Origin of the sequence: Blattabacterium clevelandi (assembly GCF_003268615.1) — a bacterium.
GTDB lineage: Bacteria > Bacteroidota > Bacteroidia > Flavobacteriales > Blattabacteriaceae > Blattabacterium > Blattabacterium clevelandi.
In genome coordinates this window covers 512471-527024 of the sequence record NZ_CP029844.1, presented here as the reverse complement: position 1 = coordinate 527024, position 14554 = coordinate 512471, and the positions used below count along the sequence as shown (strand labels likewise).

Genomic DNA, 14554 nt, shown 5'->3' with positions numbered 1-14554 from the left:
ATAAAAATTTCTATTAAATTTGTAATGTGGGCGTGGTGAAATTGGTAGACACGTCAGATTTAGGATCTGATGCCATCAGGTATAAGGGTTCGAATCCCTTCGCCCGCACATATTATAATTTTATTATATATTTCTTTTTTTATATCCTATATAAATTTGTCTAGGTCTTCCTATAGGTTCTCGATTTAATCTCATTTCTTTCCAATGCGCCATCCATCCAGGTAATCTACCTAAAGCGAACATAACCGTGAACATATCTTTTGGAATTCCTATAGCTTGATAAATAATTCCTGAATAAAAATCTATATTTGGATATAGTTTTTTTTCTATAAAATATGAATCTTGAATAGCTATTTTTTCAAGTTCCTTTGCTAATTCTAAAATTGGATCATCAATTCCTAATTCAAAAATAATTTTTTCGGCTAGTTTTTTAACTATTTTAGCTCTAGGATCAAAATTTTTATAAATTCTATGTCCAAATCCCATCAATCGAAACGGATCTTTTTTATCTTTTGCTTTATCTACCCATTTTTTTATATTTCCACCACTTTTAAGAATATTTTCTAACATTTCTATAACTGCTTGATTAGCTCCTCCATGTAATCTTCCCCAAAGAGCGCTAATTCCAGAGGATATAGATGAAAATAATCCTACATATGCAGAACCTAATAAACGTACAGTAGTAGTGGAACAATTTTGTTCATGATCTGCATGTAGTATTAAAAGTTTATCTAAAGCATCTGTAATAATTGGATTGATTTGATAACATTTTTTTGGAATAGAAAAAAACATTTTTAAAAGATTAGAAGTATAATATAAATCCTTATCTGCATAAGACGGAGGAAGACCTACTTTTTTCCTATAAGTTAAAGCTGCTAATACAGGTAGTTTTGCTAAAAGATGTAAATACATATCTTCCTCTTTTATATTAATATAATCTGTAAATGCAGTAAGAATACACGTTAAAGATGATAATATCCCCATAGGATGATAAAAAATAGGAAACTTATCCAGTATTTGATAAATTTGATGATTAATGGAATTGAATTCTATTATCTTTTCAGAAAAATATTTTAATTGTTTAGTATTAGGAAGTTCTCCATTTAATAAAAGATAACTAGTTTCTATAAATGTACATTTCTTAATAATTTGTTCAACTGGATAACCTCGATATAATAGAACTCCTTTTTCTCCATCTATAAAACTAATAGAGCTTTTAACAATTCCTGTGTTTTTCAATCCTGGATCAAATGTAATAAATCCTGTATTTTCTCTAAGTTTAGATATATTAATAGATTTTTCTTCATAAAAAGTTCCATAAACTATGGGAAATTTATAATTACATCCATTAATATCAAAATTAACAATTTTGCACATAATAAATAAATTTTGAATAAAATATAAATAATTTTTACAATTAAATATTGAAATAATATACTTTATATTCTATGATCAAAGAATCATTTCATCAAATGAAAGAATAGTATGAAATCCTTTTTTTGAAAAATATTTTTTCATTCCCTTTCTAAAACTTATTAAAACAAAATCCCCACCCCAAGTTCCTAAACTTTTTACTATACCTAAATAATCTGGAAAATAATTTTCTTTTACAGTAGGTATATTAAGTATTCCTGATATAATCCTTTCATGTTTAAGTAATAATATTTCAAATTCTTTCAAAGTTTTACAAAATATAATTTTCTTAGTTATGGAAGAAATAGAATCAATACTTTTACTAGATATATTTTTTTTTGAACGAAAAAATCGAATTCCTTCAAAAGTATTTTGTTTTTTATTAAGATGTAGAAAAAAAAGTTTTTTTTTAAATGGAGGATTAAAATTTATAGGAATAACATAAGGTTTTTGATTATTTAATTTAAAAATTATTGGTTTTGAATTGGATACACATGCTATATCATATCCACTTCCTGAAAATTTTTTTTCTAATAACATATAAGGATCTATATTAGCCCATTTTGCTATATTATTAATTAAAGTAGAACTACTACCTAATCCCCAATTTCTAGGAAATTCTAATTTTGTTTGTACATAAAAAATACCCAATGAATTTTTAAGAAAATTTTTTTGAATTTTTCTAGATTCCAACAATAGATTTTTTAATCTAAAAGCGATTTTTTTTTCTGTATCATAACAAATATCTAAAGAAGGAAGTTTAAAAAATACTTCAAACCAAGGTTTATCTATATTATCAAAACTTTTCCAATGCAATCCAGAAGATCCATAACAATTTTTATCATAAAATATAGTAAATGATTGTCCTTTTACGGTAGGTAAAGCTAAACCATAAGCTCCATATAAAATAAAATATTCTCCTGTTAATAATAATTTTCCATGACTATAAAAAAAATGTTGATATTTCCGCATAATAATACTAATAAAAATCATTTTTTATCAATTTTATTGAAAATCTTTTTCGTTATTCCTTGTAAAATATTTCCTGGTCCTACTTCTATAAAGGAAATAGCTCCATTATCAATCATATTTTTCATCAATTGTTTCCATTTAACGGGAGATGTTAATTGTTCGATAATATTTTTTTTGATATCGTTAGATTTTGTAACTGATTTAGCCGTTACATTCTGATATATTGGACATGGAGAGTCTTTAAATGAAATTTTTTCTATAAATTTTGATAATTTTTTTTTAGCTGGCTCCATAATTGGAGAATGAAAAGCTCCATGAACAGGAAGTCTTAATATTCTTGTAGCTCCTATCTTTTTTAAAGATAGACAAACTCTTTTTAAAGATTTTTCTTCTCCAGAAATGACTAATTGTCCAGGACTATTATAATTTGAAGGAACAACTATCCCATTATCTTCTTTACAAACTTTCTCTATAATTTCATCTTCTAATCCGAATATTACAGCCATTCCTCCATGTATATATTCACATATATCTTGCATAATGGAGGCTCTTTTATCTACTAAAATTAATCCATCTTCAAAAGAAAAGACATCAATAGCAGTTAAAGCAGATAATTCTCCAAGAGAATGTCCAGCTACCATATCCGGATTAAAATTATCTAAAATTTTTGCTTTTATTACTGAATATATATAAATAGCAAGTTGTGTATATTTAGTTTTTTTTAAAACTTCCATAGAACCATCAAACATAATACTTTTCATATGAAATCCTAAAATATCATCGGATAATTGAAACAATTTTTTTGCTAAATTAGAAGAATTGTATAAATTTTTTCCCATTCCCATATATTGAGACCCTTGACCAGGAAATATATAAGCTTTCATACAGAAAGAAAAAAATTTTTAATTTGAACAAAATTCATAATATTTATATGAAAATTACTGATACACATACTCATTTATATATGAAACAATTTGATAAAGATATAGATTTTGTCATAAAAACTGCAATTCATAACAGAATACATAAATTTTATATTCCTTCTATAGATTGTACCACAATTCCTAAAATACTAAAATTAGAAAAAAAATATCCAAATATATGTTTTCCCATGATAGGATTACACCCTAGTAAAGTAACCCCCTATAATTTAGAAAATGAATTAAATAGTATTAAAAAATGGTTAGATCAACATACTTTCATTTCTATAGGAGAAATTGGAATAGATTTACACTTAGAAAAAAAATTTCTTCTTGAACAAAAATATGCCTTTCAAACTCAAATACAATATGCAAAAATAAAAAAATTACCTATAGTGATTCACTGTAGAAAAGCTTTTGACCCAGTTTTTGATATTTTAAAAAAAAATTATCCTATTAAAGGAATTTTTCATTGTTTTTCTGGAAACTTAGAACAAGCAAAAAAAATTATTAGTTTAGGGTTAAAAATAGGAATTGGAGGTATGATTACTTTTAAAAATAATAATATTAGTTCATTTTTACATAAAATTAATTTAAAAAATATAGTATTAGAAACAGATTCTCCATTTTTATCTCCTTATCCTTTTCAAGGAAAAAGAAATGAACCTGTTTACTTAAAAATAATTTTAAAAAAACTTTCCAATATTTATTCTATTTCGGAAAAAAATATAGCAAATATCATCGAAATAAACGTAAAGGAAATATTTTCCTAATTATGATAATGATTTATATCATTTTCTCTGGTCTTACTAATTTATCAAATTCATCCATTGTTAAATATCCTAATCGTACCGCTTCCTCTTTTAAGGTAGTATTATTTTCATAAGCTTTTTTTGAAATTTTTGCGGCTTTTTCGTATCCAATACAATTATTAAGTACTGTTATTAACATTAAAGATCTATTTAATAATTCTTTAATTTTTTTATAATTGGGTATAATTCCTTTTACACATAAATTAGAAAAAGAACTACAAGCATCAGAAATAAGTTGCGAAGATTGAAGAAAATTATAAGCCATTAATGGTTTAGAAACATTTAATTCATAATTCCCGGATGCTCCTGCTATTGAAATAGATAAATCATTTCCTATTACTTGTGTACAAACCATCATGAGAGATTCACATTGTGTTGGATTTATTTTTCCAGGCATAATAGAAGATCCAGGTTCATTTTCAGGAATATAAATTTCTCCTATTCCGGAACGAGGCCCCGAAGCTAAAAATCGAATATCATTTGCTATTTTAATCAAAGAAACGGAAATTTGTTTGAGAGCAGAATGAGATTCCACAATAGCATCATGAGATGAAATTGCTTCAAATTTATTATTTGCTACTTTAAATGGAAGTCCAGTATATTTACAAATATAGTTAGTTACTTTTATATCGTATCCTTTAGGTGTATTTAATCCTGTTCCAACCGCAGTTCCTCCAATAGCCAATTCAGAAAGATGATCTAAAGTGTTTTTAATAGAATTTAATCCATGATCTATTTGAGAAACATAACCGGAAAATTCCTGTCCTAAAGTTATAGGAACCGCATCCATAAGATGAGTCCTCCCTATTTTAATCACATTTTTAAATAAATTTGTTTTCTTTTCCAATGTATTACGTAGAATTTCTATAGAAGGAATTGTTTTTTCTATCAATTTTTTATAGGATGCAATATTCATTGCTGTAGAATAGGTATCATTAGATGATTGAGACATATTTACATCATCATTTGGATGTATAAAAGATTTACTTTTTCCAAGTTTTTCTCCCATTAAAACATGAGATCTATTGGATATTACTTCATTGATATTCATATTAGTATGTGTTCCAGATCCTGTTTGCCATATAACTAAAGGAAATTGGTCATCTAATTTACCTTCTATAATCTCTTCACAAACCAAAGTAATTAAATCTCTTTTTTTTTTAGACAAAATACCACATTCAAAATTAGCATATGCAGCTGCTTTCTTTAAAATAGCAAAAGAATGAATAATTTCTATCGGCATAGATCCTTCTATTCCTATTCTAAAATTATTTCTTGATCTTTCGGTTTGTGCCCCCCAATATTTATCCATAGGAACTTGTACCATTCCTAATGTATCTATTTCGTTTCTAAAAATCATTTTTATTTTTTTTACGAAATTAATAAACTTTTTATAAAAAAAAAGTATAATTTTTTTTAATTTATTAATTATATTATGATAATCAAATTTATAGGATTTTTATTTTTTATAATCATAACAATATCTGGATTTTGGTGTATTTTTTTTTTATTTTTTGTGATTATATACTGGACCATAAATATAGGAGTTAACACTATAAAAAATTGGATAAATGAAAAAAAAATACATAATTTATAAAATATTTAAAACTAAATATTTTTGGATCAGTGTTTTATTTTTTATATGGATGTTTTTTTTTGATACTAATTCTTTGATCTTACATTGGAAACTAAAAAAAACTATAAATAAAATGATATTGGATAGAGATTATTTAAAAAATAAAATTTTTTTAGAAGGGGATCATCTTAAAAAGTTAAATACAGATCCTAAATACTTGGAAAAAGTAGCTAGGGAAAAATTTTATATGAAAAAAGAGGATGAAGATTTATTTATTCTATCTAAAACTGAAAATTAACGACCTATATAAACTAACAAAATACTTAAATCCGAAGGAGATACCCCACTAATCCTTGAAGCTTGTGAAAAAGTTTCCGGACGATGATAAGTTAATTTTTCCCTAGCTTCTATAGATAAAGATTTAATTTTTTCATAATCAAAATTATGTGGAATTCGAATATTTTCCAGTTTCAACAATTTTTTAGCATTTTCTTTTTCCCGTTCAATATATCCTCTATATTTAATTTGAATAGAAACTTGTTCTAATATTTCTTGTTGATTAAGATTATTAATTTCTATCTCTTTTTTTAAAAAAGGTATAGAAATCATATCTTGTATATCGATTTCCGAACGAGATAAAATGATATCTATTTTTTTTTCCTGATATACAATAGGAGATTTTTTAAGATTTAAAATAGGATTAAGTATTTTTGGGGTTAAATTAATTTTCTTAAATAAAGAAATACATTTTTCAACTTGATATTTTTTTTTTTCTACTAATTTCATTCTTTTTTCTGAAATTAATCCAATTTTATACCCCATAGGGGTTAATCTTTCATCCGCATTATCTTGACGTAATAACATTCTATATTCAGCTCTTGAAGTAAACATTCTATAGGGTTCTTCTGTCCCTTTTGTAATCAAATCATCTATTAATACTCCAATATACGCTTGGTTTCTTTTTAGAATAAATGGCTTTTTTTCATGAATTTTTAGATGAGCATTAATTCCAGCAATTAATCCTTGCGCCGCAGCTTCTTCATAACCTGTAGTACCATTAATTTGTCCAGCAAAAAAAAGATTTTCTATTAACTTACTTTCCAAAGTAAGTTTTAATTGTATTGGAGGAAAATAATCATATTCAATAGCATATCCAGGTCTTAACATTTTGACTTTTTCGAATCCTGAAATTTTTTTTAAAGCTTGGTATTGTTTTTCTTCTGGTAAAGAAGTAGAAAATCCATTTATATATACTTCTACTGTATTCCACCCCTCTGGTTCTACAAAAATATGATGTTCTTTTTTATCGGAAAATCTATAAATTTTTTCTTCGATAGAAGGACAATATCTAGGGCTAACACCTTGAATAGATCCTGTAAAAATAGGAGAATATCTCAAATTTTTTTTAATAAAATCATGAATTTCTTCATTTGTATAAGAAATATGACATTCACATTGTTTTTTTAATTTTATTGTTTTCGAAAAAGAAAATTTTTTAGGACGAAAATCTCCCTTTTGAACTTTCATTTTTTTGTAATTCAAAGAGCGTCCATCTACTCTAGGTGAAGTTCCGGTTTTCATTCTTCCATGTTGAAATCCAAAAAATTTAGTTAATTGTTCTGTTATCCCTCTAACCTCTTTTTCCGATATTCTACCTCCATTAATTTTTTTTCCACCAATATGGATTTTTCCATTTAAAAATGTTCCATTTGTAAGTATGACCGATTTTCCCATGATTTTTATTCCAAAAGAGGTTATCACTCCTTTAACTATTTTTTTCTTTACAATTAAAGAAATTACCGTATCTTGATATAGGTCTAATTGATGATTTTTTTCTAAAAAAAATCTCCAATTATTAGAAAATAATTTTCTATCACATTGTGCTCTAGGACTCCACATAGCAGGTCCTTTAGACCTATTCAACATTCTAAATTGAATCATACTATAATCGGATATTATCCCTGAATAACCTCCTAAGGCATCTATTTCTCTTATTATTTGTCCTTTAGCTATTCCTCCTATAGCTGGATTACATGACAATTGCCCAATTGTTTGTAAATTACTTGTAATTAGCAAAGTTTTTGATCCCATTTTAGAAGATGCCGATGCTGCTTCTGCTCCTGCATGTCCTCCTCCAACAATAATAATATCATATGTATCTAAAAACATAATTATTCTATTGAAATAAAATTAAATAAAACTCTTCTTTTTTTCTCATTAATTTTTTATTTTTCATTTTTTTATCATCATATCCCAAAAAATGTAATACAGCATGGATCATAACACGTTTTAATTCAACTTGAAAAAATTGATTCCATTGTTTAGAATTATCTAAAACTCTATCTATGCTAATAAATATATCTCCTGATATATATTTTTTTTTCTTTTTTTCATCAAATTCTGAAAAAGCTATAACATCAGTATAATAATCTTTTCGAAGAAATTTTTTATTTATATTTAAAATATAATTATCACTACAAAAAATATAATTAATATCTCCAACATCTTTTCCTTCATTTTTTAATATAATACAAATAGATTGAATAAATATAGATTCATTTTGAATAAAAAAATTAGAAATTTCGTAATAAAAATTTATCATAGCGTATAAAAAATAAAAAAATGAAATAAAATATTATTTTTATAATATCATATATTTATTAATGAAAAAAATAAAAAAAATTATTCCAAATATTTTTACTCTATTAAACTTATTTTTTGGGTGTATTTCTATTATTTTTTTACAATCAAAACTTTTTGAATATGCTGCTATTTTTACTATATTTTCATTAATTTTTGATTTTTTAGATGGATTTATATCTAGATCTATGAAAATAGAAAATCAGTTTGGTAAAGAATTAGATTCCTTAGCAGATATGGTATCTTTTGGGTTAGTCCCATCGATAATAGTTTTTCTTTTGTTTAAAAATATGAATGGTAATCAAAAAATAATACCATTCATAGAATGGTCTTCTTTTTTGATTACCATATTTTCGGCATGTCGTTTAGCTAAATTTAATATAACTTATTATATGGATAAAAAAAATTATGGGTTGACCACTCCAGTGAATACCATATTTTTTACTTCTTTATCTATTATAATGAAATATAAACCCAATAATAATATAAATATTTTAATAAAAGAAATTATATTTTCTCCTATTATAATGTTTTTAATAATTTTTTTTTCCTGTTATTTTTTAATAACTAAAATTCCGATGATTTCCTTAAAATTTTATGGTTTTTCTTGGAAAAAAAATAAAAAACGTTATTTATTTTTACTCATGAGTATACTTCTTTTATTAACTTTACATATGGTAGCTATTCCATGTATTGTTATTTTATATATGATAACTTCAATTTATTTTCATAGATTTAATAGAAAAAAATTACATTAAACAATATGAAATTACAACTAAATCGTCCTATTTGTTTCTTTGATATAGAATCTACAGGAATAAATATTGGAAAAGATCGAATTATAGAAATATCTATATTGAAAATATTTCCAAATGGTAAACAAGAAGATAAAACTTGGCTTATTTTTCCTGAAATGCCTATCCCACCAAAATCTACAGCTATTCATGGAATTAAAGATGAAGATGTAGAAGGAAAATTACCATTTAAAAATGTAGCGATTCCTATTCTAAAAATGATTGAAAATTCGGATTTAGCAGGTTATAATTCTAATAGATTTGATATACCCATTTTAGTGGAAGAAATGTTACGTGCAGGAATTTCTTTTGATATCAAAAAACATAATACAATAGACGTACAAGTAATTTTTCACAAAATGGAACCTAGAAATCTTTCTGCTGCTTATAAATATTATTGTAGAAAAGATCTTGTAAAGGCACATAGCTCCAAAGCAGATACATTTGCTACGTATGAAATATTACTTGCTCAATTAGAAAAATATGAAGATCTAAAAAAAGATGTGAAAAGTCTAAACAAATTTTCTTATCAAAAAAACATAGCAGATCTTGCTGGTTTTATAAAAATAGATGAAAATGGGGATGAAATATTCAATTTTGGAAAATATAAAGGAGAAAAAATATTAAAAATTTTTGAAAAAGATACCAATTATTATGATTGGATACAAAATTCAGATTTTCCATTATATACAAAAAAAGTATTAACAAGTATTAAATTAAAAAAATTTAATAATAATTAACTAATTGATTTTTATTGAGTAAGATCTTCTATTTTTTTTGAAATAAAAATCATTAGATTTTTTCCTTTTAATAAATTATTTGATAAAAGTGTGAAATTTAAAGCATCTTGAATAAGTTTTTTTTTTCTTTCATTATATGGTTCCCTTAATATTTTCTTCATTAAAATATGATTTGTATTTACAATTAATTGATAAAATTTTTCTTTATCAATATCTTTTCCTAGAGTACTAATTTCTCTCATTCTTCTTATAAATTCTGGTATGATGATTAAAAAAGGAGGATCTATTTGAGATAAGTTTTCCAATTTTACGGAAAATTCATATTCTTTTATTAAATTTTCATTTACAAAATTTTTTAAATATTCTTTTTCTTTTTCAGAAAGTTCAGAATAATATTTTTCTTTTTTCTGATCGATTAATTTATCAATATGATCTGAATCTACACGAACAAAAGAAATATCCTTATGAGTTATTTCCAATTGTTGTATTAAATGTGCTGTAAGTGGACTATTTAAAATCAAAACTTCATAAGATCTTTTTTTTGCCTCTTGAATATAACTATATTGTTTTTCTTTATCTGAAGTATAAAGAAAAACAATTTTTTCATCTTTATTTTTTTGAGAATTTTTTACTTTTTCTTTTAATTCCTCTAAAGTAAAAAATTCTCCATTTATTGTAAGATAAATGAAAAAATTATTAGCTTTATCAAAAAAATTTTGTGTACTAATCATCCCATATTCTATGATAATTTTTATGTATTCCCACTTTTTTTGAAAATTTTTTCTATCTTTTTTAAACATAGAATTAAGTTTATCAGCAACTTTTCTTATGATATATTTTGATATATTTTTTACTGATGTATTCGATTGAAAATGAGTACGTGAAACATTAAGAGGAATATCTGGGGAATCTATTACCCCCTTTAATAAACTTAGAAAATCTGGAACTATTCCTTTTAAATTATCCGTTATATAAACTTGATTCTTATATAAATGAATTCTACCTTTTTGAACATCCATTTTATTTTCTATTTTTGGAAAATATAAAATACCAGTTAAATGAAAAGGATGATCTATGTTTAGATGTGCCCAGAATAAAGCCTCTTCTAAGTTTTTTGGATATAATTCATGATAAAAATTTAAATAATCTTTGTCACTTAAATGAATAGGATTTTTTTTCCAAATAGGATCAATATTGTTGATGATAATTTCTTTTTTTTCTTCTGAAAATAAGGATATAGGAATAGGCATAAATTTACAATATTTATGAAGTAATTTTAAAATACGATTGTATTCTAAAAATTCTTTACTATCTTCATTAATAAATAAAATGATTTCTGTTCCTCTTTCTCTTTTTTCAGTTTCTACCATGTTGAATTTTGGAGTCCCTTCACATGACCATAGTACTGTAGATGAATTTTTGATATAAGATTGAGTAATAATAATTACCTTTTTTGCTACCATAAAAGAAGAATAAAATCCTAATCCAAAATGACCAATGATAGAAGAGGCGTTATCTTGATATTTTTGAATAAATTCTTCCGCTCCAGAAAAAGCTATTTGATTTATATATTTTTCTACTTCTTCTCTTGTCATTCCAATTCCATTATCAATGATATGAATTGTCTTATTTTTTTGATCTATTTTTACTTTAATTTTCAGTAAATGATCATTAATAACCTCATCTATTTCTTTTACTTTTTCTAGAGTTTTTAATTTTAAAATCGCATCCGTTGCATTGGAAACTAATTCTCGTAAAAAAATTTCTTGATCAGAATAAAGGAATCTTTTTATAATTGGAAAAATATTATCTGAAGTAACACTAATCTTAGTCTTTTCCATAATTAAAAAATTTTAATGAAAAATAGCAAAAAAAAATAACAATAACTATACCATTTTAAATAGAAAAAAAATAACGTCAGTTATCCTGTATTATATATTCTTTATTATTTAGTTATAGTAGTATTAAGAAAAAAAGAATCGATAAATTTTTTACCATCAAATTCTTTCAAATCTTGTATTTTTTCTCCTATTCCAATATATTTAATAGGTATTTTAAATTGATCCACGATTCCTATGACTACTCCTCCTTTAGCGGTCCCTTCTAATTTTGTTAATATTATAGAAGAAACTTTCACAAAAGAAGAAAATTTTTTCACTTGTTCAAACGCATTTTGACCCGTTGTAGAATCCAAAACCAGCATAATTTCATGAGGTGCTTCAGGTATCACTTTTTTCATAACCCTACTTATTTTAGAAAGTTCTTCCATAAGTCCAATTTTATTTTGTAATCTACCAGCTGTATCAATCAAGACAACGTCCATATTTTTAGATTTTGCAGATTGCAAAGTATCGTACGCTACAGAAGCTGGATCCGCATACATATGTTGTTTTATCAATGGAATATTGACTTTTTTTGACCATATTTCAAGTTGTCGTATAGCAGCTGCACGAAATGTATCCGAAGCTCCTATAATTAAATTAAATCCTTTTTTTTTTAAAAAAAATGCTAATTTACCAATAGTAGTCGTCTTACCTACTCCATTAACTCCAATTATCATAATGACATATGGTTTTTTTTCAGATTTTTTTATTGTTCGTTCTAACCCTTCATTTTTAATATCCATAAAAGGAACTTTCATTTCTTCTTTCAAAAATTCATATAATTTTTGATCATCTTCATATTTTTCCTTTTTAATTCTATTTTCAAGATTATTAATGATTTTTATTGTAGTTTTTGTTCCTATATCCGAAGATAATAATATATCTTCTATATGATCTAGAAAATCTTCTATATCAATTTTCAATGTTGATTTTCGGAAAAAAATATTTTTTATTCTAGAAAAAAAGGATTCTCTAGTTTTTTTTAATTCATGATCGAATGCTTCTTTTATTTCCTTTTTTTTTTTTGGAAAAAACATTTTTATTGATTAAATTTTTTAAATAATCCACTATTAATTTTTCATTTTATACTGGAAAAATTTCTCTACTTCATTATCGGTTATGATTTTATTTTCAAAAGTGTAAAAACCAGATTTTTTAGATTTAATTATTCGGATAGCCAGAATCATCTTTTTATCATTTTTTTTCTTTTTATTTTCTACAATTTTTTTAGACATATTTATTTTATTTCCTTATAAATTGTGTATTTCCTCAATTTTGGATTATATTTTTTTAATTTAATTCTATTTGGAGTATTTTTTTTATTTTTTGTAGTAATATATCTATAGGAACCAGAAATTCCAGTCTTTCTTTGTTCAGAACATTCCAATATTATTTGTATTCTATTTCCTTTCTTTCCCATAATATTTATATTTAAAACGTTTTAATGTATTTTCAATTCCAATTTTATTAATCAATTTAATAACAGAAGTACAAATTTTTAAAGTAATCCATTTTTTTTCTTTTGTTAAAAAAAAACGTTTTTTGCATAAATTTATATTGAAACGACGTTTATTTTTATTATTAGCATGAGAAACTCGATTCCCTATCATTGCTTTTTTTCCTGTAAGTTCACAAACTTTTGACATAATTATTTTTTTTACTAAATTGCTTTTCCAATTTTTTATTTGTAGTTAGTGATCTTTTAGCGAAGATAGATAAAAAAAATCTGTCTATTCAAAATAACTTTATAAATAATTATAAAAATTTCCATGTCAGGACATAGCAAGTGGACAAATATCCAACATAGAAAATCTCATCAAGATTTTATAAAATCTAAAAAATTCTCTAAAATTATTAAAGAAATTTATATTTCTGTCAGAGAATCAGGATCAAATAATAATTCTTTTCGTTTAAAAAAAGCTATTATCAATGCAAAATCATTGAATATACCCAAAATAACTATAGAAAGAACTATACAAAAAGCTTTACAAAATAATAAAAATAATTACAAAAATTTAAATTTAGAGGGACAAATACAAGGAATTAGTTTGATTATAGAATGCATGACGGATAATAGTATTAGAACTACTTCCAATATAAAAATTTTTTTTAATAAAAATGGAGGAAGATTATTTCATAAGGGGACGTTGACTCATTTATTTAATCGTATAGGTTTTTTTTCTATAAAAAAAAAAGATATTCCTTTCTCAATGGATAATTTTGAACTGATGTCCATAGATTTTGGAGCAAAGGAGATTAGAAAGGATGAAAAAAAAATGTATATATATACAGATTTTAAATATTTTGGTTTTATGAAAAATAATTATGAAAAATTAAAAATTTTTCATAAATCTATAATAAAAAGAATTGCTAAACATCCTAAATCTCTTTCAAAAGAAAATGGAAAAAAAATATCCACTTTTATTGAAGAACTTAAAGAAAATGAAAATATAAAAAATATTTACTCCAATATGGTAATAAAATAAAAGTAAGACGTCCTATCACATTATTAAAAAATAATGAGGAAAGTCCGGACACCATAGAGCAGTACAATGGATAACATCCATCCACCGTAAGGTGAGGAATAGTGCAACAGAAAGAAAGTACAGAAAATATATGATAATAAATATAAAATATAAGCTGTAGTGAAATCATGTAAACTCTGTACGGTGAAATGCCATATATACCGGAAAACTGACTCGGTTGATACCGGGGGGTAGGCAGATTGAGATAATAGGTAACTACTATCCTAGATAAATGATAGGTATAAAAACAGAATCCGGCTTATAGTCTTACTTTTATTG

At 24.5% G+C, this 14554-nt stretch carries 16 protein-coding genes, 1 tRNA gene and 1 other RNA gene; 7 read left to right on the top strand and 11 right to left on the bottom strand.

Annotated features, from left to right (window positions below):
• The first annotated feature begins 26 nt into the window (after nucleotides 1–26).
• Nucleotides 27–108, top strand: a tRNA-Leu gene (locus DM817_RS02610).
• A 15-nt stretch (nucleotides 109–123) separates the two neighbouring features.
• Here DM817_RS02610 and DM817_RS02605 read toward each other — a convergent pair.
• From DM817_RS02605 to fabD, 3 genes are all read right to left on the bottom strand, one after another.
• Entirely contained in the window at nucleotides 124–1377 is a 1254-nt protein-coding gene (locus DM817_RS02605; RefSeq protein ID WP_113738467.1) for a citrate synthase, read from the bottom strand.
• Between the two features lie 75 nt (nucleotides 1378–1452).
• Complete coding sequence (locus DM817_RS02600) at nucleotides 1453–2406, bottom strand: GYDIA family GHMP kinase (RefSeq protein WP_113738466.1); 954 nt, start codon at nucleotides 2404–2406, stop codon at nucleotides 1453–1455.
• Nucleotides 2403–3269 (bottom strand): ACP S-malonyltransferase, encoded by an 867-nt coding sequence (gene fabD / locus DM817_RS02595; RefSeq protein WP_113738465.1) that lies wholly within the window; start codon nucleotides 3267–3269, stop codon nucleotides 2403–2405. The genes DM817_RS02600 and fabD overlap by 4 nt, the downstream gene beginning before the upstream one ends.
• 47 nt (nucleotides 3270–3316) lie before the next feature.
• On the opposite strand from fabD, the gene DM817_RS02590 reads away from it, so the two are divergent.
• On the top strand, nucleotides 3317–4078 hold the full coding sequence (locus DM817_RS02590; protein ID WP_113738464.1) for a TatD family hydrolase: 762 nt from the start codon (nucleotides 3317–3319) through the stop codon (nucleotides 4076–4078).
• 13 nt (nucleotides 4079–4091) lie between these two features.
• Here the strand turns inward: DM817_RS02590 and fumC are convergent, their stop codons facing one another.
• Nucleotides 4092–5477 (bottom strand): class II fumarate hydratase, encoded by a 1386-nt coding sequence (gene fumC, locus DM817_RS02585; RefSeq protein ID WP_113738463.1) that lies wholly within the window; start codon nucleotides 5475–5477, stop codon nucleotides 4092–4094.
• A 211-nt stretch (nucleotides 5478–5688) separates the two neighbouring features.
• Here fumC and DM817_RS02575 point away from each other — a divergent pair, with 211 nt between their 5' ends.
• Nucleotides 5689–5991 carry an FtsB family cell division protein gene (locus DM817_RS02575; protein ID WP_113738461.1) on the top strand — a complete coding sequence of 101 codons (303 nt, stop codon included), beginning with the start codon at nucleotides 5689–5691 and terminating at the stop codon, nucleotides 5989–5991.
• On the opposite strand, the gene mnmG is transcribed toward DM817_RS02575, so the two are convergent.
• Together mnmG and ybeY are read right to left on the bottom strand one after the other, a co-directional pair.
• On the bottom strand, nucleotides 5988–7862 hold the full coding sequence (mnmG, locus tag DM817_RS02570; RefSeq protein ID WP_201260530.1) for a tRNA uridine-5-carboxymethylaminomethyl(34) synthesis enzyme MnmG: 1875 nt from the start codon (nucleotides 7860–7862) through the stop codon (nucleotides 5988–5990). The two genes, DM817_RS02575 and mnmG, sit on opposite strands and share 4 nt — an antisense overlap.
• Before the next feature lie 7 nt (nucleotides 7863–7869).
• Nucleotides 7870–8295, bottom strand: coding sequence for an rRNA maturation RNase YbeY (gene ybeY / locus DM817_RS02565; RefSeq protein ID WP_113738459.1), 426 nt, complete (start codon nucleotides 8293–8295; stop codon nucleotides 7870–7872).
• Between the two features lie 61 nt (nucleotides 8296–8356).
• Between ybeY and DM817_RS02560 the strand changes: the two genes are divergently transcribed.
• Both DM817_RS02560 and DM817_RS02555 read left to right on the top strand, forming a co-directional pair.
• On the top strand, nucleotides 8357–9091 hold the full coding sequence (locus tag DM817_RS02560; RefSeq protein ID WP_113738458.1) for a CDP-alcohol phosphatidyltransferase family protein: 735 nt from the start codon (nucleotides 8357–8359) through the stop codon (nucleotides 9089–9091).
• Nucleotides 9092–9096: 5 nt separating this feature from the next.
• A complete protein-coding gene (locus DM817_RS02555; protein ID WP_113738457.1) occupies nucleotides 9097–9867 on the top strand; it encodes a 3'-5' exonuclease in 771 nt (256 codons plus the stop codon).
• An 11-nt stretch (nucleotides 9868–9878) separates the two neighbouring features.
• Here DM817_RS02555 and htpG read toward each other — a convergent pair whose 3' ends face one another.
• From htpG to rpmB, 5 genes are all read right to left on the bottom strand, one after another.
• Nucleotides 9879–11708, bottom strand: coding sequence for a molecular chaperone HtpG (gene htpG, locus DM817_RS02550; RefSeq protein ID WP_113738456.1), 1830 nt, complete (start codon nucleotides 11706–11708; stop codon nucleotides 9879–9881).
• A 104-nt stretch (nucleotides 11709–11812) separates the two neighbouring features.
• Entirely contained in the window at nucleotides 11813–12787 is a 975-nt protein-coding gene (ftsY, locus tag DM817_RS02545; protein WP_113738455.1) for a signal recognition particle-docking protein FtsY, read from the bottom strand.
• A 33-nt stretch (nucleotides 12788–12820) separates the two neighbouring features.
• The gene (locus tag DM817_RS02540) at nucleotides 12821–12985 is read right to left on the bottom strand and encodes a DUF4295 family protein (RefSeq protein ID WP_113738454.1); all 165 of its coding nucleotides are present in this window, start codon (nucleotides 12983–12985) and stop codon (nucleotides 12821–12823) included.
• Nucleotides 12986–12987: 2 nt separating this feature from the next.
• A complete protein-coding gene (gene rpmG / locus DM817_RS02535) occupies nucleotides 12988–13170 on the bottom strand; it encodes a 50S ribosomal protein L33 (RefSeq protein ID WP_113738453.1) in 183 nt (60 codons plus the stop codon).
• Entirely contained in the window at nucleotides 13151–13396 is a 246-nt protein-coding gene (gene rpmB / locus DM817_RS02530; RefSeq protein WP_113738452.1) for a 50S ribosomal protein L28, read from the bottom strand. Before rpmB ends, rpmG begins: the two co-directional genes overlap by 20 nt.
• 123 nt (nucleotides 13397–13519) lie before the next feature.
• On the opposite strand from rpmB, the gene DM817_RS02525 reads away from it, so the two are divergent.
• Both DM817_RS02525 and rnpB read left to right on the top strand, forming a co-directional pair.
• Complete coding sequence (locus DM817_RS02525; RefSeq protein WP_113738451.1) at nucleotides 13520–14236, top strand: YebC/PmpR family DNA-binding transcriptional regulator; 717 nt, start codon at nucleotides 13520–13522, stop codon at nucleotides 14234–14236.
• Nucleotides 14236–14553, top strand: an RNA gene (rnpB, locus tag DM817_RS02520) — RNase P RNA component class A. Before DM817_RS02525 ends, rnpB begins: the two co-directional genes overlap by 1 nt.
• Nucleotide 14554 lies beyond the last annotated feature (1 nt).

Excerpts from the sequence above, each read along its gene's own strand:
- DM817_RS02560 (WP_113738458.1), top strand. The coding sequence starts at position 8,357 with ATGAAAAAAATAAAAAAAATTATTCCAAATATTTTTACTCTATTAAAC.
- DM817_RS02575 (WP_113738461.1), top strand. The coding sequence starts at position 5,689 with ATGAAAAAAAAATACATAATTTATAAAATATTTAAAACTAAATATTTT.
- rpmB (WP_113738452.1), bottom strand. The coding sequence starts at position 13,396 with ATGTCAAAAGTTTGTGAACTTACAGGAAAAAAAGCAATGATAGGGAAT.
- DM817_RS02525 (WP_113738451.1), top strand. The coding sequence starts at position 13,520 with ATGTCAGGACATAGCAAGTGGACAAATATCCAACATAGAAAATCTCAT.
- fabD (WP_113738465.1), bottom strand. The coding sequence starts at position 3,269 with ATGAAAGCTTATATATTTCCTGGTCAAGGGTCTCAATATATGGGAATG.
- mnmG (WP_201260530.1), bottom strand. The coding sequence starts at position 7,862 with ATGTTTTTAGATACATATGATATTATTATTGTTGGAGGAGGACATGCA.
- ftsY (WP_113738455.1), bottom strand. The coding sequence starts at position 12,787 with ATGTTTTTTCCAAAAAAAAAAAAGGAAATAAAAGAAGCATTCGATCAT.
- htpG (WP_113738456.1), bottom strand. The coding sequence starts at position 11,708 with ATGGAAAAGACTAAGATTAGTGTTACTTCAGATAATATTTTTCCAATT.
- DM817_RS02590 (WP_113738464.1), top strand. The coding sequence starts at position 3,317 with ATGAAAATTACTGATACACATACTCATTTATATATGAAACAATTTGAT.
- DM817_RS02605 (WP_113738467.1), bottom strand. The coding sequence starts at position 1,377 with ATGTGCAAAATTGTTAATTTTGATATTAATGGATGTAATTATAAATTT.
- DM817_RS02555 (WP_113738457.1), top strand. The coding sequence starts at position 9,097 with ATGAAATTACAACTAAATCGTCCTATTTGTTTCTTTGATATAGAATCT.
- DM817_RS02540 (WP_113738454.1), bottom strand. The coding sequence starts at position 12,985 with ATGTCTAAAAAAATTGTAGAAAATAAAAAGAAAAAAAATGATAAAAAG.
- rpmG (WP_113738453.1), bottom strand. The coding sequence starts at position 13,170 with ATGGGAAAGAAAGGAAATAGAATACAAATAATATTGGAATGTTCTGAA.
- fumC (WP_113738463.1), bottom strand. The coding sequence starts at position 5,477 with ATGATTTTTAGAAACGAAATAGATACATTAGGAATGGTACAAGTTCCT.
- DM817_RS02600 (WP_113738466.1), bottom strand. The coding sequence starts at position 2,406 with ATGATTTTTATTAGTATTATTATGCGGAAATATCAACATTTTTTTTAT.
- ybeY (WP_113738459.1), bottom strand. The coding sequence starts at position 8,295 with ATGATAAATTTTTATTACGAAATTTCTAATTTTTTTATTCAAAATGAA.